This window comes from Paenibacillus sp. FSL R5-0378 (genome assembly GCF_038009285.1).
Classification (GTDB): Bacteria; Bacillota; Bacilli; order Paenibacillales; family Paenibacillaceae; genus Paenibacillus_AQ; species Paenibacillus_AQ favisporus.
Window position 1 is genome coordinate 1,441,286 of sequence record NZ_JBBPAY010000001.1, and the last position, 24,692, is coordinate 1,465,977.

The window sequence follows — 24,692 nt, forward strand, 5'->3', positions numbered from 1 at the left end:
CTTTTTTCTCATGCGGATGTTGCTGTTTTGATCGTCGATGGAACTCGCATGAAGGGGCACTCTGCATGGAGCCGGATTTCTGCTTGCGGTGGAATTTTAAGGGAATGTTAAGGATTTCGCGGGTGTTTGTTAAGAATTGTCTGGTATCCTTTTGCACATAAGTGGGTGAGTTTTCCGCTTTGCTGAGAGGAGGCCTGAGTTTTGAGGAAATGGTTAACGGTTCGGACTGCTTATCTGTATACAGTGACGGGCAGCGCTTTGTTAAGCGGTATCGTACTTTTTTTGACATACCGTGTCTTTGTGTGGTCCTATGCACATGTTTCGCCCGACTCATTTTTTGCCAGGCTGGCCCGTGGTTTGGTGAACTATATTGGTAGAACGCCGATAGCCGCCGTTGTTTTTTTGATCGTGTTTGCCGGTTTGTTCATGTTTCGCTCGCAAAAACTTGCGGATGATATGAAACAGATCGTGAGAGCGGCGGAGGAGCTGGCAGATCGAGGATCCTTTCGTGAACTGAAAGTTGCCTCCGGTGGTGAGTTAAAAGCATTGGCAAGCCACTTACAAGGCATTCGTAGATGGATGACAACATCTTTAGCCGATCGAATATCCACACCGCCCATCCAAAACGAAACGACTCCACTTCTGGACAACGAAGAGGTCATGGCAGTCATTTTGCGAATCAAATCTCTGCTCCGCACATTGGAGGCTGCGGATTTGGACAGTCAGCGGCTGCCAGATTTCGATATGGAATCCGTGAAACGGGAAGCGCAAGGATTGGAGAGGCTTCTGGAAAGCCTGATGACGGCGTCATGAACAGCCTGCAGGCAAAGGTTTGGCGTAAGGTGATGAGGGGGTTCTACCTCTCATTCGATATAGCGGTCATCGGTGCGGTGATCGTACTGGCTGGTTTGTTTTATGTACATACGTACGGAGGTATCGTCGTGGGGCGTCATCCCGAGAAACTGATATTGCCGGAGTCGAGCATCCTGGTGGCTTCGGATGGGACCAAGCTTCGAAAAATACCACTGCCGGAGTCGGGATACAGGGCCAAGGCACAACTGGAAGAAATGCCTGATTTGCTGCTGAACACTTTTTTGGCGGTGGAGGACCGGAGTTTTTATGGACATCATGGGCTGGATTACAAAGGGATTGCACGTGCGGTATACACCAACTCCATCCATATGCGGATTTCGGAAGGCGGTAGCACCATTACGCAGCAGCTGGCCCGAAATCTGTATCTGAACCGGGATCAAACGCTGCTGCGCAAGCTGAACGAGGCTTCCATCGCTTTGTCGCTGGAGAAACGCTTGTCCAAGCATGACATTTTGGAAATGTATTTGAATGAGATTTACATGGGGGATGGGCAATTCGGCATCAAATCTGCGGCGGAGCATTATTTCGGAGTGACGGATCTGAAAAAGCTCAGTGTGGCGCAAATCGCCTCCTTGGCCGCCATACCGAAGGGACCGTCCATTTACAATCCGTTATATAAGGGCGACCTGCCCATACAACGGCGCAACGTAGTGCTTGGCATTATGAAGCGTCAAGGTCTGATTACCCGTGATGACATGATGTCTGCTATGAATACGAAATATCAGCCGCCGGCGAAGGTGAATCCTCCTGTGCTGGGGGCCTCTTATATGGATGCTGCTCTCAAGGAAGCCGCGCTCCGAACAGGCAAAACGTTGGAAGAGTTGAAGACGGGTGGGTATATCATCGTAACGGGAATGAATATGGCTGCACAGGCTGCGCTGGAAGATACGTTTGCCAACCCGGATTTCTTTCCGCCGGACGGCAAGGATCAGCAGGTTGAAGCAGCGATGGTGATTATGGATCATCGGACGGGAGAGGTTGTGGCGCTGACCGGAGGCAGGCATCCGGCTGCAGGCAGCTTGAACCGGGCTGTGGTTGATGCCAGGCAGCCGGGTTCTGCCTTTAAGCCGATTATCGCTTACGGCCCGGCCCTTGAGAGCGGTAAATTTTCGCCGGACAGCATGCTTCAGGATCGCAAGATAGCTTACGGGAGCTACAGGCCTCAGAATTTGGGCGGAGCCTATCAGGGGCAAATGACCATGAGGCAAGCGCTGCAGCAGTCTGTAAATGCTCCGGCCGTATGGCTGCTGCAGCAGGTAGGGATTACAAAGGCGATACAATTCGCGGCGAAGCTGGGCATTTCGCTTACCTCTGAGGATGCTAATCTGTCCATTGCGCTTGGCGGCGTTCATTCCGGCGTCTCTCCCTTGAAAATGGCGCAGGCGTACAGCGTGTTTGCCAGCGGAGGGATTTATCGTGATGCGCATCTCGTACGGCAGGTTACGGATTCAAAAGGTCGGGTGCTGTATGCCTACCGTCCGAATGAGCGCCAAGTCATCTCGCACTCGACGGCGGAAAATATGACGAGCATGCTGCGCGGTGTCGTGAACGAGGGCACAGGGATGAAAGCGAGGATGAACCGGCCGGTAGCGGGCAAAACCGGCACGACGCAGCTTGGCCTGCCCGGCGTAAGCAGCAAGGGAAACCGCGATCTTTGGTTCGTCGGCTATACGCCGGAATGGACCGGGGCTGTATGGATGGGGTTTGACAGAACGGATGCGGATCATTACATGACCGCAGGCAGCGGGAAGGCCGCCGCCTTGTTTTCAGCGGTCATGAGGAGGGGGCTTGAGCGTTGATTGAAGGGCTGCAAGGAGCGAGTTATGTCCTTTTGGCGTTCGGAAGCCAGGCATTTTTATCGTAACCCCGCTCTTCCCAATAGCCGACATGGTCGCCTTGAATCAATTCAATCCGGTTTAACCATTTGACGGACTTATAAGTATACATTTGGGGAACGATCAGCCGTACCGGACCGCCGAGATCGCTTGGAATGGGCTTGCCGTCGTGCAGAACGGCTACCATAATGTCATCCATGCGAGCCTGTTCCATCGTTATAGAGTCCGTGTAGACCCCATCGCCCGAATAAAACTTCACAGTTTGTGCCGCTGGCTGAACCCCGGCTTCATCCAACAATTTTTTAAGGGGGATGCCTTCCCAAGTGTTATGGTACACCGACCAGCCGGTGACGCAGTGAAAATCGCTGACCTGGACCACACGCGAAAGCTTAACGAATTGTTCCCAGTTCCACTGCAGCCGTTTATTGACGAGCCCATCTACAGTAAAAGACCAGTTGGTATTATCGAATGAGGGAATGGGGGTTACGGTGTAGATGCGAAAATTTCCTTTAGCGCCTCCACCGACTGGAGTGAGGGATTCTGCCGCAGGTGTGGGTGCCGGGACCAGATGGTTGGCATCCCTTTCGAGCAGCTCCTCCATGTTTTGCTGTGACGAACCGATACTGCTGCCCAGCCATTTGATAAAAGAGGGCCCGAACGCTACCGCCATACCTACCCCGATCGCTGATCGGATGAAAGCTCTGCGCGTGTAGAGCGGCTCGTTTGCAGTATTTGCTGCCGCTGGCCGGTCAGCCCCGGACTTTACCGTCCGCCGGTGAGGCTCTTTGAGCCATTGGGTACGGGTAACCGAGTGGTAGATGATATAAGGCAGACCCACCCAAGTAAAGAGGTCGTGAATCGTCAGAGCGGGGTTGGACCATGCCGGGCCGAATGCTCTGAACTGCCACAATACCACCCCGGAAAGGAACCAGCCGGCCAGCAGGAATAGTACGATGATGACATTCCACTTCTGCTTCGGGCGGTCCTTCAGCAGCTTCCAATGCTTGCCCGCCAGAAAGAGGTAGTAGACGACGGGAAGGAGCAGGGCCAAGCCGACACCGATATGAAGCCATTTCAGCCAGACCCTGCCTCCGCCAAGCACCTCGCGCCAGAACCCAAGGGGAAGAATCACTCCGCTAAATGCCAGAAAAGCAACCATCAATGCGTTCCAGCGGTGAATGGCGGCCAGCTTCTTGCCGATGCCCTTGCGGATCTTGTTTAACCAATCGCTCATTTGTCAGCCTCCTTGTTTAAGAAAACACAAAGTAACGGTACTGCGAGTATGGCTTCTACTTATGATTCTTTTGAGTAGATAAGCACATGGTAAGAACCAATTTCAGCAAGAACAGAATTCTAAGACAGGCGATCAACAGTTAATGCAAAATAGATACGTCAGTGAAGAAGAGAATTGGCTAACAATAAGTAAGTAAATTTTACCACAACATAAATTTAAAAAAACCGTTGCATAATAGGCGGTATCCGTGATATATTATTTCTTGCCGCTAAACAAGGCGGTGATTCAAATCTTCTCAATGCTTGCTAAATAAGTGTTGACACGATATGAATGACATGATACAATATAATCCTGCGTCGGAATTGAAAATAATGTCGAATGCAGCGATCAAGTTCCTTGAAAACTGAACAAATGGATGATGTTTTAAACTGAGATTAAATCAATCTCGTCAGATTCAAAATGAGCTACAAACTTTCTTGGAGAGTTTGATCCTGGCTCAGGACGAACGCTGGCGGCGTGCCTAATACATGCAAGTCGAGCGGACTTGATGGAGAGCTTGCTCTCCTGATAGTTAGCGGCGGACGGGTGAGTAACACGTAGGCAACCTGCCTGCAAGACCGGGATAACCCACGGAAACGTGAGCTAATACCGGATATCTCATTTCCTCTCCTGAGGGGATGATGAAAGACGGAGCAATCTGTCACTTGCGGATGGGCCTGCGGCGCATTAGCTAGTTGGTGAGGTAACGGCTCACCAAGGCGACGATGCGTAGCCGACCTGAGAGGGTGAACGGCCACACTGGGACTGAGACACGGCCCAGACTCCTACGGGAGGCAGCAGTAGGGAATCTTCCGCAATGGGCGAAAGCCTGACGGAGCAACGCCGCGTGAGTGATGAAGGTTTTCGGATCGTAAAGCTCTGTTGCCAGGGAAGAACGTCCGATAGAGTAACTGCTATCGGAGTGACGGTACCTGAGAAGAAAGCCCCGGCTAACTACGTGCCAGCAGCCGCGGTAATACGTAGGGGGCAAGCGTTGTCCGGAATTATTGGGCGTAAAGCGCGCGCAGGCGGTCATTTAAGTCTGGTGTTTAAGGCCAAGGCTCAACCTTGGTTCGCACTGGAAACTGGGTGACTTGAGTGCAGAAGAGGAGAGTGGAATTCCACGTGTAGCGGTGAAATGCGTAGATATGTGGAGGAACACCAGTGGCGAAGGCGACTCTCTGGGCTGTAACTGACGCTGAGGCGCGAAAGCGTGGGGAGCAAACAGGATTAGATACCCTGGTAGTCCACGCCGTAAACGATGAATGCTAGGTGTTAGGGGTTTCGATACCCTTGGTGCCGAAGTTAACACATTAAGCATTCCGCCTGGGGAGTACGGTCGCAAGACTGAAACTCAAAGGAATTGACGGGGACCCGCACAAGCAGTGGAGTATGTGGTTTAATTCGAAGCAACGCGAAGAACCTTACCAGGTCTTGACATCCCTCTGACCGGTCTAGAGATAGACCTTTCCTTCGGGACAGAGGAGACAGGTGGTGCATGGTTGTCGTCAGCTCGTGTCGTGAGATGTTGGGTTAAGTCCCGCAACGAGCGCAACCCTTGATTTTAGTTGCCAGCACTTCGGGTGGGCACTCTAGAATGACTGCCGGTGACAAACCGGAGGAAGGCGGGGATGACGTCAAATCATCATGCCCCTTATGACCTGGGCTACACACGTACTACAATGGCCAGTACAACGGGAAGCGAAGCCGCGAGGTGGAGCCAATCCTATCAAAGCTGGTCTCAGTTCGGATTGCAGGCTGCAACTCGCCTGCATGAAGTCGGAATTGCTAGTAATCGCGGATCAGCATGCCGCGGTGAATACGTTCCCGGGTCTTGTACACACCGCCCGTCACACCACGAGAGTTTACAACACCCGAAGTCGGTGAGGTAACCGCAAGGAGCCAGCCGCCGAAGGTGGGGTAGATGATTGGGGTGAAGTCGTAACAAGGTAGCCGTATCGGAAGGTGCGGCTGGATCACCTCCTTTCTATGGAGAATCGCTTCCTGCGATGGAAGCATTCAAATAACGGTTGACGCAAGTCGCCGTACCCGATTTGCGTAAGCAAAGCAACCAAACATCATTCCATTTGTTCAGTTTTGATGGAATTTGAGGGGCTATAGCTCAGCTGGGAGAGCGCCTGCCTTGCAAGCAGGAGGTCAGCGGTTCGATCCCGCTTAGCTCCACCAATCATCTTTCATCGATTTGATCCTTGAAAACTAGATAACGAAACGAATCTGCGTTTTAGAAATATCCTTTTAGCTGAACTTGTGTCAACAAGTTTAAGTTTTAAAAGTAGCATGGTTAAGCTACTAAGAGCACACGGAGGATGCCTAGGCGCTAGGAGCCGATGAAGGACGTGGCGAACAACGATACTGCCTCGGGGAGCTGTAAGCAAGCTTTGATCCGGGGATGTCCGAATGGGGAAACCCGGCTGATGTAATAGTCAGTCACTCATAACTGAATACATAGGTTATGGTGAGGCATACCAGGGGAACTGAAACATCTAAGTACCCTGAGGAAGAGAAAACAAGAGTGATTCCGTCAGTAGCGGCGAGCGAACGCGGAACAGCCTAAACCGGTCAGCTTGCTGGCCGGGGTTGTGGGACGTCTCACATGGAGTTACAAAGGAATTGGTTAGGCGAAGAGGTCTGGAAAGGCCCGGCATAGAAGGTAAAAGCCCTGTAGCCGAAAGTCAGTTCCCTCCGAGACGGATCCCGAGTAGTGCGGGGCACGTGAAACCCCGTATGAATCTGGCAGGACCATCTGCTAAGGCTAAATACTCCCTAGCGACCGATAGTGAAACAGTACCGTGAGGGAAAGGTGAAAAGCACCCCGGAAGGGGAGTGAAATAGAACCTGAAACCGTGTGCTTACAAGAAGTCAGAGCCCTGTTTATGGGTGATGGCGTGCCTTTTGTAGAATGAACCGGCGAGTTACGTTCCCGTGCAAGGTTAAGGTGAGAAGCCGGAGCCGCAGCGAAAGCGAGTCTGAATAGGGCGATTAAGTACGTGGACGTAGACCCGAAACCGTGTGATCTACCCCTGTCCAGGGTGAAGGTGCGGTAACACGCACTGGAGGCCCGAACCCACGAATGTTGAAAAATTCGGGGATGAGGTGGGGGTAGCGGAGAAATTCCAATCGAACTCGGAGATAGCTGGTTCTCCCCGAAATAGCTTTAGGGCTAGCCTCGGTGAATAGAGTCGTGGAGGTAGAGCACTGATTGGGTGCGGGGCCCGCAAGGGTTACCAAGCTCAGTCAAACTCCGAATGCCATTGACTTGTAACCGGGAGTCAGACAGTGAGTGCTAAGATCCATTGTCAAAAGGGAAACAGCCCAGACCATCAGCTAAGGTCCCCAAGTGTGTGTTAAGTGGGAAAGGATGTGGAGTTGCACAGACAACCAGGATGTTGGCTTAGAAGCAGCCACCATTGAAAGAGTGCGTAATAGCTCACTGGTCGAGTGACTCTGCGCCGAAAATGTAACGGGGCTAAACACACCACCGAAGCTATGGCTTGATGCGTATGCATCAGGGGTAGGGGAGCGTTGTATACAGCGTTGAAGGTATACCGTAAGGAGTGCTGGAGCGTATACAAGTGAGAATGCCGGTATGAGTAACGAAAAGATCAGTGAGAATCTGATCCGCCGAAAGCCCAAGGTTTCCTGAGGAAGGCTCGTCCGCTCAGGGTAAGTCGGGACCTAAGGTGAGGCCGACAGGCGTAATCGAAGGACAACAGGTTGAAATTCCTGTACCACCGTAAACCGTTATGAGTGATGGGGTGACGCAGGAGGGTAGTGACGCGAGCTGATGGATGCTCGTCCAAGCAGTGAGGCTGGTGTGTAGGCAAATCCGCACACTTTAAGGCTGGGCTGTGACGGGGAGGGAAAATTATAGTACCGAAGGTCATGATCTCACACTGCCAAGAAAAGCCTCTAACCAGGTGAAGGTGCCCGTACCGCAAACCGACACAGGTAGGCGAGAAGAGAATTCTAAGGCGCGCGGAAGAACTCTCGTTAAGGAACTCGGCAAAATGACCCCGTAACTTCGGGAGAAGGGGTGCCCCGGTAGTGTGAATAGCACGAGGGGGCCGCAGTGAAAAGGCCCAAGCGACTGTTTAGCAAAAACACAGGTCTGTGCGAAGCCGCAAGGCGAAGTATACGGGCTGACGCCTGCCCGGTGCTGGAAGGTTAAGGGGAGCGGTTAGGGGTTTACCCCGAAGCTGTGAACCGAAGCCCCAGTAAACGGCGGCCGTAACTATAACGGTCCTAAGGTAGCGAAATTCCTTGTCAGGTAAATTCTGACCCGCACGAATGGCGTAACGACTTGGGCGCTGTCTCAACGAGAGATCCGGTGAAATTTTAATACCTGTGAAGATGCAGGTTACCCGCGACAAGACGGAAAGACCCCATGGAGCTTTACTGCAGCTTGATATTGGATTTGGGTACGATCTGTACAGGATAGGTGGGAGCCTTTGAAACCTGAGCGCCAGCTTGGGTGGAGGCGCCGTTGGGATACCACCCTGATCGTATCTAGGTTCTAACCTGGTACCGTGATCCGGTATGGGGACAGTGTCAGGTGGGCAGTTTGACTGGGGCGGTCGCCTCCTAAAGAGTAACGGAGGCGCCCCAAGGTTCCCTCAGAATGGTTGGAAATCATTCGAAGAGTGCAAAGGCAGAAGGGAGCTTGACTGCGAGACCTACAAGTCGAGCAGGGACGAAAGTCGGGCTTAGTGATCCGGTGGTACCGCATGGAAGGGCCATCGCTCAACGGATAAAAGCTACCCTGGGGATAACAGGCTTATCTCCCCCAAGAGTCCACATCGACGGGGAGGTTTGGCACCTCGATGTCGGCTCATCGCATCCTGGGGCTGAAGTAGGTCCCAAGGGTTGGGCTGTTCGCCCATTAAAGCGGTACGCGAGCTGGGTTCAGAACGTCGTGAGACAGTTCGGTCCCTATCTGTCGTGGGCGTAGGAAATTTGAGAGGAGCTGTCCTTAGTACGAGAGGACCGGGATGGACGTACCGCTGGTGCACCAGTTGTTCCGCCAGGAGCATGGCTGGGTAGCTACGTACGGACGGGATAAGCGCTGAAAGCATCTAAGCGTGAAGCCCCCCTCAAGATGAGATTTCCCAGTATGTAAGACCCCTTGTAGACGACGAGGTAGATAGGTTGGAGGTGGAAGTGCAGCAATGCATGGAGCTGACCAATACTAATCGGTCGAGGGCTTATCCTAAAAGCTTTCTGAAAGAAAGCTTGCTACGGAAGCATATGCTTATTAATTCGCAGATTCGTTTCGTATCTAGTTTTCAGGTGATCAAACACTTGAACGTTTGGTGGCGATAGCGGAGGGGTTCCACGCGTACCCATCCCGAACACGACCGTTAAGCCCTCCAGCGCCGATGGTACTTGGACCGAAGGGTCCTGGGAGAGTAGGACGTTGCCAAGCGAAGAACCACTGTTGATAACATCGACAGTGGTTTTTTTGTTCCCCCGCTCCTGTTGATAAGGGGCTTTTTTCATCCACAGGCTCCAATGTTTTTAACATTTCTTCATCTTAATTATGCACAGATAACGTTTTCGACTCCCCGTTTCGCCAAAAAACCATCCACAAATACACAAAATGATCCCCATAACCCACAGATGATCGTGAATAACCACGACAAGATCCTATTCTTTATATAAGTTGTCCCCAGGTAAACAGGATAGATTGCAGGATGGATTGACTTTGCACACAGGTTTTGCCATACTCGTCTTTGAATTCAATGATTGTCAGGACGATGATGGTCAGACTGAATTCGCAGGCACATCCTTAATAGGCGAGGTGGAAGCATGGAAATCCGGAATTTACGGGAAGAAGAATTTGAGCAAAGCACTCGGCTAAGCGAATATGCTTTTCAATACAAGATGACTCCCGATCGGAAGCAGCTGGCCAAAGAACGATTTAAACCTGAGCAGGTGTGGGGCATTTTTGACGAAGATGAGCAACTGGCGGCTAAGCTGGTGTTAATCCCGTTTACGGTATCGGTTCAAGGTGAGACTTTTCCTATGGGCGGGATTGCGAGCGTTTCCACATGGCCGGAGAACCGCCGGCAGGGTTATATTAAGCATCTGTTGACGCACGCGCTGCAGCAGATGAATGAGAACGGGCAGGTCTTTTCCATGCTGCATCCTTTTTCCTACCCGTTTTACCGGAAATACGGCTGGGAAATGTTCAGCGAGTACAAGAAATATGTCATTTCGACCGATAAATTGCCGGCAAAGGTCACCACTGAAGGTGCGGTTCGGCGGGATATCAAAGACGTGGATGTTCTGGATACGGTCTATGCTGCATTTTCCAAACGTTATAATGGATTAATGGTTCGGACGCGGGAATGGTGGACCCGTTCGGTACTGGACGAGGATGGACATACGGCGGTTTATTATTCGGCTTCAGGTGCGCCGGAAGGATATGTTCTTTATAAGGTGGAAAACAAGGAGTTTACCATCGATGAACTCGTTTATGTCACGGATGAGGCACGCCGTGCGCTATGGACATATATCGCCAATCACGATTCAATGGTGACGCTAGTAATCGTCAATTTCATGCCGATGGATGACAGTCTTACATATCATTTGGCCGATCCGCGGATTAACCAGGAGATTATCCCATATGGGATGGCCCGTGTCGTAAATATGAAGAAACTCGTCGAAACGTATCCTTTTACAGCCTCCGGCGAGGGGGGATCCGAGCGTCTAACGATTCAGCTGACGGATATGTATGCACCTTGGAATGAAGGCGTTTGGAGCTGGGCGTTCTCATCGGACGGAACCGCATCGGTCTCTCCCCTGGATTCATCTCAAGAACAGCAGGAAGAGATCCTTAGCTGCGACATCCAGGCACTGACCGTCCTGCTGACGGGGTTCAAACGGCCGGCTGAACTATACCAATCCGGACGAATTGCAGGCAGTGCGAAGGCAGTGAGCATCCTGGAAGCGCGGATCCCCGTCCGACAGACCTTGTTTATGGACTTCTTTTAATTATGGAATAAAATACCTTGCTGTACAATTCTAATGAGCCGGGATCCGGTCAGAATAATAACCCTCTGCATACGTTGCAGGGGGTTATTTCGTATCGGTGCGGTATAAAAAGAAGGAGAACGTCAAAAATGAAGATACACCCTCTTGGCAAAACGTGAGAATATGTTATAATTTAGATCAAAGAAAGTCAAAGTCAACGTAAATTCAAATGTATGTTTGTTTACGGTTGAACTCACAATAGTGAATGCGCAAGGTTTAGATCAGTTATAACATATTCACCGGGTTAAGATCCAGATTCGAGCCCAAGACCATTGGTTAAGTTTAAAGGAGATGGTTTGGGTATGCGAACGGACTAACGAATGACCATGAAGGTCTTGACGTTTTAACGTAATGGAGGATGAACAATGCGTAATATCTCTGATATTATTGAACAATATCTGAAGGGTATTCTGCATGATAGTCCCGAAGGAATGATTGAAATTCAGCGCAACGATCTGGCTGATCAGTTCTCATGCGTTCCATCCCAGATCAACTATGTGATCAGTACACGATTCACGCTGGAAAAAGGTTATCTTGTGGAAAGCAAGCGCGGTGGCGGAGGGTATATCCGGATTCAACGGATTGAACTCCCGCAATACTCGGCGCTTCATACGCATCTCCACCAAACGATTGGGGAACGCATCGATCAGAACGTGGCCGAAGGGCTGATCTATCAGTTGGAGGAGGCACGCATCCTTAGCAAACGCGAAGCGAGCATTATGCGCGCCGCGATATCCAGAGAGTGCCTGATGATCAAGCTTCCTTACCGGGATGAGATACGTGCTCGGCTGATGAAGGCGATGCTGATTTCTTTGTTAGGCAAATAGGCTTACGGAGAAAAAGGAGGTACATCGGTATGCTTTGCCAAGAATGTGGTAAGAGACCGGCGACTCTCCATTTTACCAAGATTGTGAATGGTGAGAAGACGGAGTTTCATTTTTGCGAATCCTGTGCCCGGGAGAAAGGGGAAATGATCCCCGGAACCTCTGGCGGATTTTCTATACACAGCCTGCTGTCTGGTCTCATGGACATTGACATGGCCGGCAAAGGGGCGGCAAGCAGCGCCAAGGCTGCTCAATCGCTGAGATGTGAAGAGTGCGGGATGACGTACTCGCAGTTTAGCAAGATCGGCCGGTTCGGCTGCAGCTCCTGTTATAAGTACTTCGGCAACCGCCTGGACCCTCTGCTCAAAAGAGTTCACGGCAGTACCGTACATGTCGGCAAGCTGCCTAAGAGAGGCGGCAGCAAAATTCAAGCCAAACGGAAAATCGACGGCTTGAAGCTCGAGCTTCAGCAGCGTATTCACGAAGAGGAATTCGAAGAGGCTGCGAAGCTGCGCGACCAGATCCGTAAGCTTGAGAAAGAATTGTCGGAACAGTAAAGTTCACTCGAAGGAGGAGGAATGCGTGATGCCAAATCTCCGGTTTACCGAGAAAGCGCTGAGCGATTGGATGCGCGGCCAAGCCGATGCTTCCGAAATCGTCATCAGCAGCCGGGTTCGGGTTGCGCGCAACCTGCAGCATCTTCCTTTTCCGCTATTGGCCACTCGCCAGCAGGCGGAGGAAGTGCTCAAACGTCTGACGGGTATTCCCAGTGATCACCTTCAGTCTTTTGGAACTTTTTATACCGTGGAGCTCGACCACATCGATCCGCTGGACAAAAGGGTGCTGGTAGAGAAGCATTTGATCAGCCCCAATTTGGCGAATGAATCCCAGAACGGCGCGGTCATCCTCAGTGAGGACGAATCGGTCAGCATTATGATTAACGAAGAGGACCATCTTCGCATTCAATGTCTATACCCCGGTTTTCAAATCCGCCAAGCCTGGGAGAAGGCCTCGAGCATTGACGATAAATTTGAGGAATATATCGATTACGCCTTTGACGATAAGCACGGGTACTTGACCAGCTGTCCAACCAATGTGGGCACAGGCCTGCGGGCTTCGGTCATGATGCACCTCCCGGCGCTGGTGATGACCCAGCAGATCAACCGGATTTTATCCGCTGTTTCACAAGTTGGGCTCACCGTTAGAGGAATTTACGGGGAAGGCAGCGAAGCAATAGGTAACCTGTTCCAAATCTCGAATCAGATTACCTTGGGACAGACCGAGAATGAAATCATCGACAACCTCCACAGCGTTGTGCTGCAGATTATCGAGCATGAGAAAAATGCACGCACGCGGCTTATGAACGATTCCAGACTCCGCATTACCGACCGCATCAAACGGTCCTATGGGATTTTATCCTACGCGGAAGTGATGGATTCGAAAGAGGCAGGGCAGCGTCTCTCCGACGTGCGCCTTGGAGTGGATCTCGGGATTCTTGAGGGACCGTCTATTTCGGTGATGAATGAACTGAATGTGATGACCCAGCCGGGCTTCCTGCAGAAAACTTACGGTCACGAGATGAACACCGAAGAACGCGATATTTACCGGGCGAAGCTCATCCGGGAAACCCTCGGAAAGCGCTGAGCCTTTATGATATACAGCTTTACGATGAAGAACGCAAGTGGAGAAGCGATGATAAAACTCATGGAGGTGCAGGAGATATGATGTTCGGAAGATTTACGGAACGTGCGCAGAAGGTGCTCGCATTGGCACAAGAGGAAGCGGTTCGTTTAGGGCATAACAACATTGGTACGGAGCATATTTTGCTCGGACTGATCCGGGAAGGGGACGGCATAGCCGCTAAAGCTTTAATCGGACTCGGACTTGGCCTTGAAAAAATCCAGGATGAAGTGGAGACGCTCATCGGACGGGGGCAGGAACAGCCGACGAATATCGCTTATACCCCTCGCGCCAAAAAGGTAATTGAACTGTCCATGGACGAAGCGCGCAAATTGGGTCATACGTATGTGGGCACAGAGCACATCCTGCTCGGCCTCATTCGCGAAGGCGAAGGCGTAGCCGCCCGTGTGTTGAATAATCTTGGCATCAGCCTGAATAAGGCACGCCAGCAAGTGCTGCAGCTGCTGGGCAGCAGCGAGGCTGTATCCAGCCATCACGGCAACCAATCCAACGTCAGCACGCCGACGCTCGACAGCCTGGCCCGTGACTTGACTGCGATTGCCAAGGAAGGCAATCTGGATCCGGTTATCGGACGCAGCAACGAAATTGAAAGAGTTATCCAGGTCCTCAGCCGCCGGACCAAAAACAATCCGGTGCTGATCGGTGAGCCGGGGGTCGGTAAAACCGCCATCGCCGAAGGCCTAGCGCAAAAGATCATCAACAACGAAATCCCGGAAACGCTGCGCGACAAACGCGTCATGACGCTGGACATGGGATCGGTTGTAGCCGGTACGAAATACCGCGGCGAGTTCGAGGACCGCTTGAAGAAAATCATGGATGAGATCCGCCAAGCGGGCAACATCATCCTCTTTATCGACGAGCTGCACACGCTGATCGGTGCCGGCGGCGCGGAAGGCGCTATCGACGCATCCAACATTCTGAAGCCGTCGCTTGCCCGCGGCGAGCTGCAGTGCATCGGTGCCACCACGCTGGATGAGTACCGCAAATATATCGAGAAGGACGCCGCTCTGGAGCGCCGTTTCCAACCGATCACGGTGGATCAGCCGTCTCCGGAAGAAGCGATTCAAATTCTGTTCGGCCTGCGCGACCGCTACGAAGCGCATCACCGTGTGAAAATTACGGATGAGGCGATCGTGGAAGCCGTGAAGCTGTCGGACCGCTACATTTCCGACCGGTTCCTGCCGGATAAAGCGATCGACCTGATCGACGAGGCGGGCTCCAAGGTAAGGCTTCACACGTACACCATTCCGCCGAATCTGAAAGAACTGGAAAGCCGGCTTGAAGATATCCGCAAGGAAAAAGATTCGGCCGTGCAAAGCCAGGAATTCGAGAAAGCGGCCGCCCTTCGCGATACGGAGCAGAAGATCCGCGAAGAGCTCGACGTTACGAAGAACCAATGGAAAGAGAAACAGGGCCGTACGGACTCCGAAGTGACGCCTGAGGATATCGCCCAGGTTGTAGCCAGCTGGACCGGTATTCCGGTCAGCAAGCTGAAGGAAGAAGAAACGGAACGCCTGCTGAATATGGAGACCATTCTCCACGAGCGCGTTATCGGCCAGGAAGAAGCCGTCAAGGCGGTCAGCCGCGCGGTAAGACGTTCTCGTGCCGGTCTGAAGGATCCGAAACGTCCGATTGGATCGTTCATCTTCCTTGGACCTACGGGTGTCGGTAAAACCGAGCTGGCCCGTGCGCTGGCCGAAGCGATGTTCGGCGACGAAAATGCGGTAGTCCGCATCGACATGTCCGAGTACATGGAGAAACACTCCACGTCCCGGCTGGTCGGAGCGCCTCCGGGATACGTCGGCTATGACGAAGGCGGCCAGCTGACCGAAAAAGTACGCCGCAAGCCGTACTCGGTCGTTCTGCTGGACGAAATCGAGAAGGCACACCCTGAAGTATTCAACATTCTGCTTCAAGTGCTGGAAGACGGCCGTCTGACCGACTCCAAGGGCCGTGTGGTGGACTTCCGCAACACGCTGATCATTCTGACCTCTAACGTCGGTGCGGAAGCGATCAAGCGGAACTCCACGATGGGCTTCACGGCCGCCGCTGACGCCGGGGCCGATTACAACAACATGAAGGATAAAGTGATGGGAGAGCTGAAGAAGAGCTTCCGTCCGGAGTTCCTGAACCGGATCGACGAAATCATCGTCTTCCACTCGCTCGAAGAGAAGCACATCGCCGAAATCGTGACGACGATGACCGAAGAGCTGCGTAAACGCCTGCGCGAATTCAATGTCGACTTTACCCTGACGGATAAAGCCAAGGCATTCCTCGCCAAAGAAGGCTACGACCCGGCATTCGGTGCCCGTCCGCTTCGCCGGGCGATCCAGAAGCATATTGAGGATCGTCTGTCGGAAGAATTGCTCACGGGCCATGTGTCCAAGGGCGACTCGCTGATTATCGATGAAGAGAACGGCGCGCTGACGGTCAGCAAAAACGAAAATGTATCGGCCAATACACAGTCGTAAATGAGCCGGTGACTTCATACGAAGCCTGAAACAACAAGGGATTGCCCCGCCGGTTTTTATGGACCCGGCGGGTCGGTCCCTTTTCTGTTTGTATCGCAGTGATAAATCAATGTAAAGTTTTTGGATAGACTTTACGATAAATCTTAATAAATGGTAAACTTAAAATAATGCCAAAATTCTGAGGTAACGACATAATTAGACAAATTGGCGGCAGCAAAGGAGAGAGCATGGCCAAATCGAAAACGAAATTTTACTGTACCGAGTGCGGCTATGAAGCTGCCAAGTGGTACGGAAAGTGTCCGGGCTGCCAGGCCTGGAACTCGATGGTAGAAGAAACGGAAAGCATCATCAAGACGCAGGGGATGAATTCCCCGCTTTTTCATAGTAAAGAAAAGCCGCTTTCGATCATAAATATAGAGAGCAGCCAGGAAGCAAGGGTGCTGACCGGGATCGGCGAGCTCAACCGCGTTCTGGGCGGCGGGATCGTTCCCGGATCGCTCATTCTTGTCGGGGGCGACCCCGGCATCGGCAAGTCGACCCTGCTCCTGCAAACGTCGCACGCCCTGACGCAGTCCGGCCTGCGCGTGCTGTACGTGTCCGGTGAGGAATCGGTCCGTCAGACCAGGCTCCGGGCGGATCGCCTCGGTGCCCTGTCGCCGGAACTGTACGTTCTGTGCGAGACGAATATGGATCTGATCGAAGAGGCGATCGAGAGTGTAAAGCCTCAGTTTCTGGTGATCGACTCCATCCAGACGGTCTACATTCCCGAGGTGACCAGCGCGCCGGGAAGCGTGGCGCAGGTCCGGGAATGTACGGCCCGGTTTATGCGGGTAGCCAAGGGGCTCGGCATCGCCACCGTCCTTGTGGGGCATGTTACAAAGGAAGGGGCCATCGCCGGACCGAGGCTGCTGGAGCATATGGTGGACTGTGTGCTTTATTTTGAAGGCGAGCGTCATCATACCTACCGGCTGTTAAGAGCCGTTAAGAACCGCTTTGGATCGACGAATGAGATCGGCATTTTCGAGATGAACGAGGTCGGGCTGGTCGAAGTAGGGAACCCGTCGGAGCTGTTTCTGTCCGAACGTCCTCTCGGCGTGGCGGGATCCACGGTCGTGGCCAGCATGGAGGGCACCAGACCCGTCCTGGTCGAGCTTCAGGCCTTGATCTCTTCCACGCATTTTCCGTCACCCCGGCGCATGTGCACCGGGATCGACCATCACCGGATGGGACTGATCATTGCAGTGCTGGAGAAGCGGATGGGCATGTTCCTGCAGAATCAGGATGCGTACCTGAACGTGGCGGGGGGCGTCAAGCTGGACGAACCGGCAGTCGATCTGGCCATCGCTGTCAGCATCGCCTCCAGCTTTCGGGATATTCCGACAAAGCCGTATGACGTCATGTTCGGCGAAGTCGGCCTGACCGGCGAAGTCCGGGGCGTCTCCCGTGTGGAACAGCGCGTCCGGGAAGCGGAGAAGCTGGGGTTCAAGCGGATTATTTTACCGGAGAAAAGTTTGAAAGGATGGAGGCACCCCAAAGGTATTGAAATCATCGGAGTGAGTACCGTTGCAGATGCACTAGCGGTCGCGTTAGATTAGGGGGCAAATGAAGATGAAAGAACCGAGCCAATTGGAGAAAATGAACGATTTATTGAAGCTCGTGGCACCCGGCACGCCGTTTCGCGACGGCCTGGAAAACGTGCTGCGCGCCAAAACCGGGGGACTGCTGGTGGTCGGCTACAGTCCCGAAGTGATGGAGGTTGTGGACGGAGGCTTCTCCATCAACTGCGATTTCTCGCCCAACTACTTATATGAGCTGGCCAAGATGGACGGGGCCATCATTTTGAGTGAAGACCTGAAGCGGATTCTTTATGCCAACACCCAGCTGATTCCGGACTCGTCCATATCTTCGATCGAAACGGGGATTCGGCACCGGACGGCCGAGCGGGTCGCCAAACAGACCGGCAAGCTGGTCGTGTCGATTTCCCAGCGCCGGAACATCATTACCTTGTACCAAGGGACGCTCCGCTACGCGTTGAAAGAGATCGGCGTCATTCTAACCAAAGCCAACCAGGCGCTTCAGACACTGGAGAAGTACCGGGCGGTGCTGAACCAGTCGCTGACGAATCTGTCGGCTTCCGAATTCGAAGAGCTGGTCACCGTACCCGAAGTGGTCAACGTCATCCAGCGCGTGGAGATGGTTCTGCGCATCAAGATGGAAATCAAGCGCTACATCAACGAGCTGGGGAACGAAGGGCGCCTGATCAGCATGCAGATGGAAGAGCTCGTGAGCAACATGGAGGAAGAAGCCTGGCTCCTGTACAAAGACTATGCCCGTGACGACAACGATGAGAAGATCCGCGAGATGATCGCCGGACTGAAACGGGCGACCGACGACGAGCTGCTCGATATCCACTATGTCGTCCGCCTGCTGGGATATCCGTTGTCGGCGGCAACCTCAGAAGAGTCTGTAGCACCCCGTGGTTACCGGATCCTCAATAAAATTCCACGTCTGCCGAACGTCATCATTCACAACCTGGTGGAACGCTTTGAACGGCTGCCGCATATCATGATGGCTACGATCGAAGAATTGGATGAAGTGGATGGAATTGGCGAAGTCAGAGCCCGCAATATTAAAGAGGGACTGAAACGCTTGCAGGAACAAGTATTCATTGACAGACAAATTTAAATGCCATACAATCAATGGATGACATGGGGGTACTACGATATTTGAGGTGAGAAAATGTTTACGAAATCAATTCCGAACATGTGTACCTTGGGTAACTTGTTTCTCGGAATGGTAGGGATTATGCTGGCCCTCGACAACAAGCTGAGCTTGGCGGCCATCATGATTATCATTGCAATGCTTCTCGACGGATTGGACGGCCGGGTGGCCCGGGCGCTCAATGCACAGAGTGAGTTGGGCAAGGAACTGGACTCCCTCTCGGATGTAATTTCCTTTGGTGTTGCACCCGCTCTTATCATGTACATTTCTTGTTTCCACGATATGCATCATGCGCTGATCTGGACGGTAACCGCCGTATTTCCCATGTGCGGGGCGCTTCGGCTTGCCCGCTTCAACGTCCAATCAGGCAGCCCGGGCTACTTTATAGGTCTGCCTATACCGGCAGCGGGCGGTGTGCTTGCAACATTATCTTTGTTCCGTGATGATATTTCCGCCCCCTATATGATCATCGCCATGCTGCTGCTGTCATACCTGATGGTCAGCACGGTCCGGTATCCGAACTTCAAGAAAATCGGTTTTCCGAAGAAAGCGATGATGTACGCGCCGTTCGTCATCCTTGCCGGAGTTGCGGTCGCCGTTACGTTCCCGGATCAGCTCTCCAAGCTGATTTTCCTGCCGCTGGTGCTGTATGCCGCTTACGGTGTGAAGGAGAACGTGAGAAGGTTGTCGCGGAGACGCCGGCGCCATCGCGAGCAGTCCGATAAAGTGTTCAACGACCACTCCTCATAAACGACGTCCTGTTTAATAGAACGGGATGCAAAAATAAAAAGCATTTATTTCCTGCCCGGAGCAGCGAGATAAATGCTTTTTTTGATGTATAAAAAAATCTTGTCTTCTATGACATGTTAAACAGACCGAGGGTAGAGCATTTTTGCGATTCCTTCCGGACCACTTCATCCATATTGATATCGAGCAGATTGCACAGCGCCGACATATAGAACAGGTTCCGCCCGAGCTCGGTGCTGATCACCTCGCGGCAGTTCTCGCACAGCTCCCCTTGGACATGGGTCCGTACCGTTTCCTTGGCTTCCTCGAGGTTCAGTCCCGGAGCAAAGGTTTGTTTGGTGGCATGAAGTTCAATACAGCCGCAATCGGTAATCGCTTTGGCGACGGACCGGTTCACGGAGGCACTGCTTTGTCCATTCTTTGACAATACATCCAGCAGACTGCGGTGACGGAGCAACAGTTCGGAAACCTGATCTTGAAAGTCTTGTAAACTTGGTGTGCCCATGTAACCTATTCACCTCTAACCTCTAGTTTTTTGAATTGAACTTATTATATTCCAGTCAATTCCCCATTTTCAACCAAAAACGAGACTTCTGTAGGATGGTACAAAAGAAAGGTTCAGCCGTCCAATAAAAATTGGAATATACAGGATTAGGTTGCTGCAAAATGGACCATACTGCTAATGAAATCTGCAACTATTAAAAATATGGATTTAAGGAGGTGAGGGAACTGATGCTGAGGAAATCGATCACGGCATTTGCCGGATTATGCGGGGCATGGATCGGGTACTCGCTGCATCATGCAGCAGGCTGGTCGTTCCCTGGAATTGGAATTGATGATTCGCTGTGGGGCAGCCTGATGTTCGCTGTGGTTGGCGCAATTTTATTTATGTTGATTGGTTCCCTGTGTGCTCAAGCTGTATCGTATCGTCTGCATTCGTTTATCGCTTCGTTCTCGAACACGCCGATGAATGAACTGGCGGCCGGAGCGTCGGGTCTGATCGGAGGACTGCTGCTGGCTCTATTAATCTACCCCAGCCTTGCCTGGATTGGACATGCCGGGGATTTACTGGCTGTCGGCGTGACGTTTGTGTGCGGTTATATGGGACTTCGGATTGGCTTGGAAAAGAAAGAGGAGCTCGCTTCCCTGTGGACTTCCGGTAAATGGAGCCGGGGCGAGCTGCCGGAGGAACGCCGGATTGAGGAGCATAAGATTCTCGATACAAGCGTCATTATCGACGGCCGGATCGCGGACATCTGCAAAACCGGTTTTATCGAAGGAACGATCGTCATTCCCGAATTTGTACTGGAAGAGCTTCAGCATATCGCGGATTCCTCTGACCTCTTGAAGCGGAACCGCGGACGAAGAGGACTCGATATTTTGAACAAGATCCAGAAGGAACTGGACGTCAGGGTGCTGATCTATGAAGGGGATTTCGAAGAAATTTCCGAAGTGGACAGCAAGCTGGTGAAGCTCGCCAAGGTGCTGCAGGGCAAAGTGGTGACCAACGATTTTAACCTGAACAAGGTGTGCGAGCTGCAAGGCGTATCCGTACTGAACATTAACGATTTGGCCAACGCCGTGAAGCCGGTCGTCCTGCCGGGGGAAGAAATTATGGTGCAGGTGATCAAGGACGGCAAAGAGCATGGCCAGGGAGTGGCTTATCTCGACGACGGAACCATGATTGTGGTTGAAGGCGGACGCGACTATATAGGCAATATGATGGAAGTGCTGGTAACGAGCGTGCTGCAGACCTCCGCGGGGCGGATGATCTTCGCCAAACCGAAACTGTTGGAAAAAGCCCAGTAAACGCGGTATGATGGGGGTATACTCTTTTTCGGTCAGTTGTTGAGGAGGCTTTGCATCGACTTGGGCACAGAGAATCAGGTGGGCGTCATTGTGGTATCCGCGGGCCGCGGCTCCCGGATGGGGACGCAGGAAAGCAAGCAGTACCTTATGCTTGAAGACAAGCCCATCATTATGCATACGCTGGACATTTTTGAACAAATGCCGCTGGTGAAAGAAGTGGTCCTGGTCACCGGTGCGGACGATATTCCGCGCTGCGAGCAGTGGATCCGGGATTACGGACTTGGTAAAGTAACCAAGGTCATCGCCGGCGGAAGCGAAAGACAACAATCCGTATACAACGGCTTGATGGAAATCGGCACAGAATGGGTAATGGTTCATGACGGGGTTCGCCCGTTCGTGGAACCTGAACACATTGAGGCCTGCTACCGGAAGGCGCTCCAGGAAGGAGCGGCCGTGCTGGCGGTGCCGGTGAAGGATACCATCAAGCAGGTGAACGATTCGGGGACGATTCTGGCGACCCCTGATCGCCGGAGTCTGTGGGCCATTCACACCCCACAGGCTTTTCGTCTTTCCGATTTGAAAAGAGCTCATGAACGCGCCGCAGCGGACGGCTTCGCCGGCACCGACGACTCCATGCTCGTGGAGCGGCTGGGCATTCCCGTGGCGGTTGTGGAAGGCAGCTATACGAATATCAAAATTACGACGCCGGAAGATTTGGAGTACGCCGCATTTATGCAGAAACGCAAGGGAGAGAAAAAGGGATGATACGTGTAGGACAAGGGTTTGACGTTCACCAGCTGGTGGAGGGCAGGCCGTGCATCATTGGCGGAGTCACGATTCCGTACGAGAAGGGGCTGCTGGGACATTCCGACGCGGACGTGCTGCTGCATGCCGTTGCGGATGCGATTTTGGGTGCGCTTGCGCTGGGGGACATTGGCAAGCATTTTCCCGATACGGATCCGGAATTCAAGGACGCGGACAGTTTGAAGCTGCTGCTGCATGTATGGGACCTCGCCAAGGAGCGGGGGTACCGCCTGGGCAACATCGATTCGACCATTATCGCCCAGCGTCCGAAAATGGCTCCTTATATTCCGCAGATGGCTGAAATCATCGCCAAGGCGCTGGATGCCGACGTGACACAGGTCAATGTGAAGGCAACTACGACGGAGCAGCTCGGATTCACCGGTCGGGGAGAAGGCATTGCGGCCCAATCGGTTGTATGCTTGATCCAAGATGTGCTATCATCTTGAAGGATTTAAGCTGGAATAGGGTAAAGTATTTCTGAACGGACTTTATTGATCAATGATATGACGGAGGGGATCAGGATGAGCAAAGTGCGTGTACGTTATGCACCGAGTCCAACCGGACATTTACATATTGGCAATGCCAGAACGGCGCTGTTTAACTATTTGTATGCCCGTAACCAGGGCGGAGAGTTTATTATCCGAATCGAAGATACGGACGTGAAGCGGAATATCGAAGGCGGCGAAGAAAGCCAGCTGAAGTATTTGAAATGGCTTGGCATGGACTGGGACGAAAGCGTTGATGTGGGCGGGGCGTATGGCCCTTACCGCCAGACCGAACGTCTGGACATTTATAAGAAATACTGGCAGGACCTGCTGGACCGCGGCTTGGCTTACCGCTGCTATTGCACTGAGGAAGAGCTGGAGAAGGAACGGGAAGAGCAGATCGCCCGCGGCGAGACGCCGCGCTATTCCGGCAAGCACCGTGACTTGACGCCTGAGCAGTGCCAGGCATTCGAAGCGGAAGGCCGGGTGGCCAGCATTCGCTTCCGGGTACCGGACAATAAGACGTACACGTTCAACGATATGGTCAAAGGAACGATTTCTTTCAATACCCAGGACACCGGTGACTTTGTCATTGTGAAAAAGGACGGCATTCCGACTTACAACTTCGCGGTGGTGCTCGACGACCATCTGATGGAAATTTCCCACGTCCTGCGCGGGGAAGACCATATTTCCAACACGCCGCGCCAGCTGATGATCTACGAGGCGTTCGGCTGGGAGCCGCCGCAGTTCGGTCATATGACGCTGATCGTGAATGAGAACCACAAGAAGCTCAGTAAACGGGATGAGTCGATCATCCAGTTCATCGAGCAGTACGACCAGCTGGGTTATCTGCCGGAAGCGATGGTGAACTTTATCGCCCTGCTGGGCTGGTCTCCGGAAGGTGAAGAAGAGATTTACAGCAGAGAAGAGCTGATCAAGATCTTCAATCCGGACCGCCTGTCGAAGAGCCCGGCCGTGTTCGATCAGAACAAGCTGGCTCATCTGAACAATACGTACATTAAGAATGCCGATACCGACCGGATTACGGAGCTGGCGATACCGCACTTGCAGCGAGCGAGCCGCCTGCCGGCCGAACTGGATGAGGAGCAGAAGGCATGGACGCGCAAGCTGGTCGCCCTCTATCAGGAACAGATGACAGCCGCATCGGATATTGTCGATCTGTCGGAGGTGTTCTTCCGCACCCATCTGGAAATCGATCAGGAAGCCCTGCCGGTGCTGGCTGAGGAGCAGGTACCTACCGTATTGTCGGCGCTGCTGGCGAAGATCGAAGCTTCGGAGGAGTATACCGCTTCGCATATTGCCGCGCTTATCAAAGAGGTTCAGAAGGAGACCGGCGTGAAAGGCAAGCAGCTCTTTATGCCGATCCGTGTCGCGCTGACCGGCCAGATGCATGGCCGCGATCTGAACGAGACGATCTTCCTGCTGGGCCGCGGACGCGTGATCGAGCGGCTTAAATCGCAAATTAAGGGAGCATAAGTGGATTCTTTCTTGTAATCACAGCATATTCTAACCCATAAGCTCCCTGAAACACTTCTTGTCAGTAAGACGACTTATCGGCTATAATTACAAGCAAAATCAATTCGGCCCCGCTGTTACTGGGAGTGCCGAATGATCCAATGTGCGATCAGCGAAGATCAGGAGAAGTACATTGATCACGCCATTGACAGAGAGGGTGACCGCAAGGGAGGCGCAAGTCTTCCTTTAGGCTGGAAGTTACCTATTGGCCGGCAGTGGAAATGCACCTGTGAGCTGCATGGATGAGCGGAGGAGGATCTCCCCCGTTAGACTGTGCCGGACGTCCGCCGTTATGAGGACAGAAAGTGGGGCTTTTCGTTTGCGATGCAGTCTGCCGGAATTACCGGCGGGCACGTCAGCAGCAAGGCCCAAGCAGAGTGGGACCGCGCGTATAACGTCTCTGCAGCATGATGCTGCAGGGGCGTTTTTTGTTGAAAGAATCTTCGCTGAGCGTGTTGGGACTCGATGAACAAGCGTCGATGAAGAAACGTCGATGAACGCTTTTGTTGTCAGGATGAGAAGGGTGTTGTGCCTCCACGTAACGATGGAGAACAGAAGAA

Annotated in this window: 16 protein-coding genes, 1 tRNA gene and 3 rRNA genes; 18 read left to right on the forward strand and 2 right to left on the reverse strand. The window is 52.7% G+C overall.

Annotated elements, in window-relative coordinates; genetic code table 11:
- The first annotated feature begins 201 nt into the window (after nt 1-201).
- Together MKY74_RS06340 and MKY74_RS06345 are read left to right on the forward strand one after the other, a co-directional pair.
- Nucleotides 202-813 (forward strand): hypothetical protein, encoded by a 612-nt coding sequence (locus MKY74_RS06340; RefSeq protein ID WP_076174496.1) that lies wholly within the window; start codon nt 202-204, stop codon nt 811-813.
- Entirely contained in the window at nt 810-2,672 is a 1,863-nt protein-coding gene (locus tag MKY74_RS06345) for a transglycosylase domain-containing protein (protein WP_076174494.1), read from the forward strand. The genes MKY74_RS06340 and MKY74_RS06345 overlap by 4 nt, the downstream gene beginning before the upstream one ends.
- Nucleotides 2,673-2,694: 22 nt before the next feature.
- On the opposite strand, the gene MKY74_RS06350 is transcribed toward MKY74_RS06345, so the two are convergent.
- Nucleotides 2,695-3,942, reverse strand: coding sequence for a molybdopterin-dependent oxidoreductase (locus MKY74_RS06350; RefSeq protein ID WP_076174492.1), 1,248 nt, complete (start codon nt 3,940-3,942; stop codon nt 2,695-2,697).
- Between the two features lie 473 nt (nt 3,943-4,415).
- Between MKY74_RS06350 and MKY74_RS06355 the strand changes: the two genes are divergently transcribed.
- The 12 genes from MKY74_RS06355 to pssA all read left to right on the forward strand — a co-directional run bounded on the left by MKY74_RS06355 (nt 4,416) and on the right by pssA (nt 19,501).
- Nucleotides 4,416-5,968 (forward strand): 16S ribosomal RNA (locus MKY74_RS06355).
- 124 nt (nt 5,969-6,092) lie between these two features.
- Nucleotides 6,093-6,168: transfer RNA gene (locus MKY74_RS06360), tRNA-Ala, on the forward strand.
- 113 nt (nt 6,169-6,281) lie between these two features.
- Nucleotides 6,282-9,211, forward strand: a 23S ribosomal RNA gene (locus MKY74_RS06365).
- Nucleotides 9,212-9,307: 96 nt separating this feature from the next.
- Nucleotides 9,308-9,424, forward strand: a 5S ribosomal RNA gene (rrf, locus tag MKY74_RS06370).
- The 16S, 23S and 5S rRNA genes sit together here with 1 tRNA gene alongside, the layout of an rRNA operon.
- A 383-nt stretch (nt 9,425-9,807) precedes the next feature.
- Nucleotides 9,808-10,995 carry a GNAT family N-acetyltransferase gene (locus MKY74_RS06375; RefSeq protein ID WP_076176702.1) on the forward strand — a complete coding sequence of 396 codons (1,188 nt, stop codon included), beginning with the start codon at nt 9,808-9,810 and terminating at the stop codon, nt 10,993-10,995.
- Between the two features lie 404 nt (nt 10,996-11,399).
- Complete coding sequence (locus tag MKY74_RS06380; RefSeq protein WP_076176703.1) at nt 11,400-11,861, forward strand: CtsR family transcriptional regulator; 462 nt, start codon at nt 11,400-11,402, stop codon at nt 11,859-11,861.
- 29 nt (nt 11,862-11,890) lie between these two features.
- Entirely contained in the window at nt 11,891-12,415 is a 525-nt protein-coding gene (locus MKY74_RS06385) for a UvrB/UvrC motif-containing protein (RefSeq protein ID WP_076176704.1), read from the forward strand.
- 28 nt (nt 12,416-12,443) lie between these two features.
- The gene (locus MKY74_RS06390) at nt 12,444-13,502 is read left to right on the forward strand and encodes a protein arginine kinase (RefSeq protein WP_076176705.1); all 1,059 of its coding nucleotides are present in this window, start codon (nt 12,444-12,446) and stop codon (nt 13,500-13,502) included.
- A 77-nt stretch (nt 13,503-13,579) separates the two neighbouring features.
- The gene (gene clpC, locus MKY74_RS06395; RefSeq protein WP_076176706.1) at nt 13,580-16,030 is read left to right on the forward strand and encodes an ATP-dependent protease ATP-binding subunit ClpC; all 2,451 of its coding nucleotides are present in this window, start codon (nt 13,580-13,582) and stop codon (nt 16,028-16,030) included.
- A 227-nt stretch (nt 16,031-16,257) separates the two neighbouring features.
- The gene (radA, locus tag MKY74_RS06400; RefSeq protein WP_076176707.1) at nt 16,258-17,625 is read left to right on the forward strand and encodes a DNA repair protein RadA; all 1,368 of its coding nucleotides are present in this window, start codon (nt 16,258-16,260) and stop codon (nt 17,623-17,625) included.
- Nucleotides 17,626-17,638: 13 nt separating this feature from the next.
- The gene (gene disA / locus MKY74_RS06405) at nt 17,639-18,715 is read left to right on the forward strand and encodes a DNA integrity scanning diadenylate cyclase DisA (RefSeq protein ID WP_076176708.1); all 1,077 of its coding nucleotides are present in this window, start codon (nt 17,639-17,641) and stop codon (nt 18,713-18,715) included.
- 54 nt (nt 18,716-18,769) lie between these two features.
- Nucleotides 18,770-19,501, forward strand: coding sequence for a CDP-diacylglycerol--serine O-phosphatidyltransferase (gene pssA / locus MKY74_RS06410; RefSeq protein WP_076176709.1), 732 nt, complete (start codon nt 18,770-18,772; stop codon nt 19,499-19,501).
- A gap of 106 nt (nt 19,502-19,607) precedes the next feature.
- Here the strand turns inward: pssA and MKY74_RS06415 are convergent, their stop codons facing one another.
- Nucleotides 19,608-20,003: a DUF1573 domain-containing protein gene (locus tag MKY74_RS06415; protein WP_076176710.1), complete on the reverse strand. Its 396-nt coding sequence runs from the start codon at nt 20,001-20,003 to the stop codon at nt 19,608-19,610.
- Between the two features lie 227 nt (nt 20,004-20,230).
- Here MKY74_RS06415 and MKY74_RS06420 point away from each other — a divergent pair, with 227 nt between their 5' ends.
- The 4 genes from MKY74_RS06420 (at nt 20,231) to gltX (ending at nt 24,093) form a co-directional block, all read left to right on the forward strand.
- Nucleotides 20,231-21,307, forward strand: a complete 1,077-nt coding sequence (locus tag MKY74_RS06420; protein WP_076176711.1) for a PIN/TRAM domain-containing protein — start codon at nt 20,231-20,233, stop codon at nt 21,305-21,307.
- 54 nt (nt 21,308-21,361) lie between these two features.
- Nucleotides 21,362-22,072 (forward strand): 2-C-methyl-D-erythritol 4-phosphate cytidylyltransferase, encoded by a 711-nt coding sequence (gene ispD / locus MKY74_RS06425; RefSeq protein ID WP_373309649.1) that lies wholly within the window; start codon nt 21,362-21,364, stop codon nt 22,070-22,072.
- Entirely contained in the window at nt 22,069-22,557 is a 489-nt protein-coding gene (gene ispF / locus MKY74_RS06430; protein WP_076176712.1) for a 2-C-methyl-D-erythritol 2,4-cyclodiphosphate synthase, read from the forward strand. The genes ispD and ispF overlap by 4 nt, the downstream gene beginning before the upstream one ends.
- Nucleotides 22,558-22,632: 75 nt before the next feature.
- Entirely contained in the window at nt 22,633-24,093 is a 1,461-nt protein-coding gene (gene gltX / locus MKY74_RS06435; RefSeq protein ID WP_076176713.1) for a glutamate--tRNA ligase, read from the forward strand.
- Nucleotides 24,094-24,692: the final 599 nt, after the last annotated feature.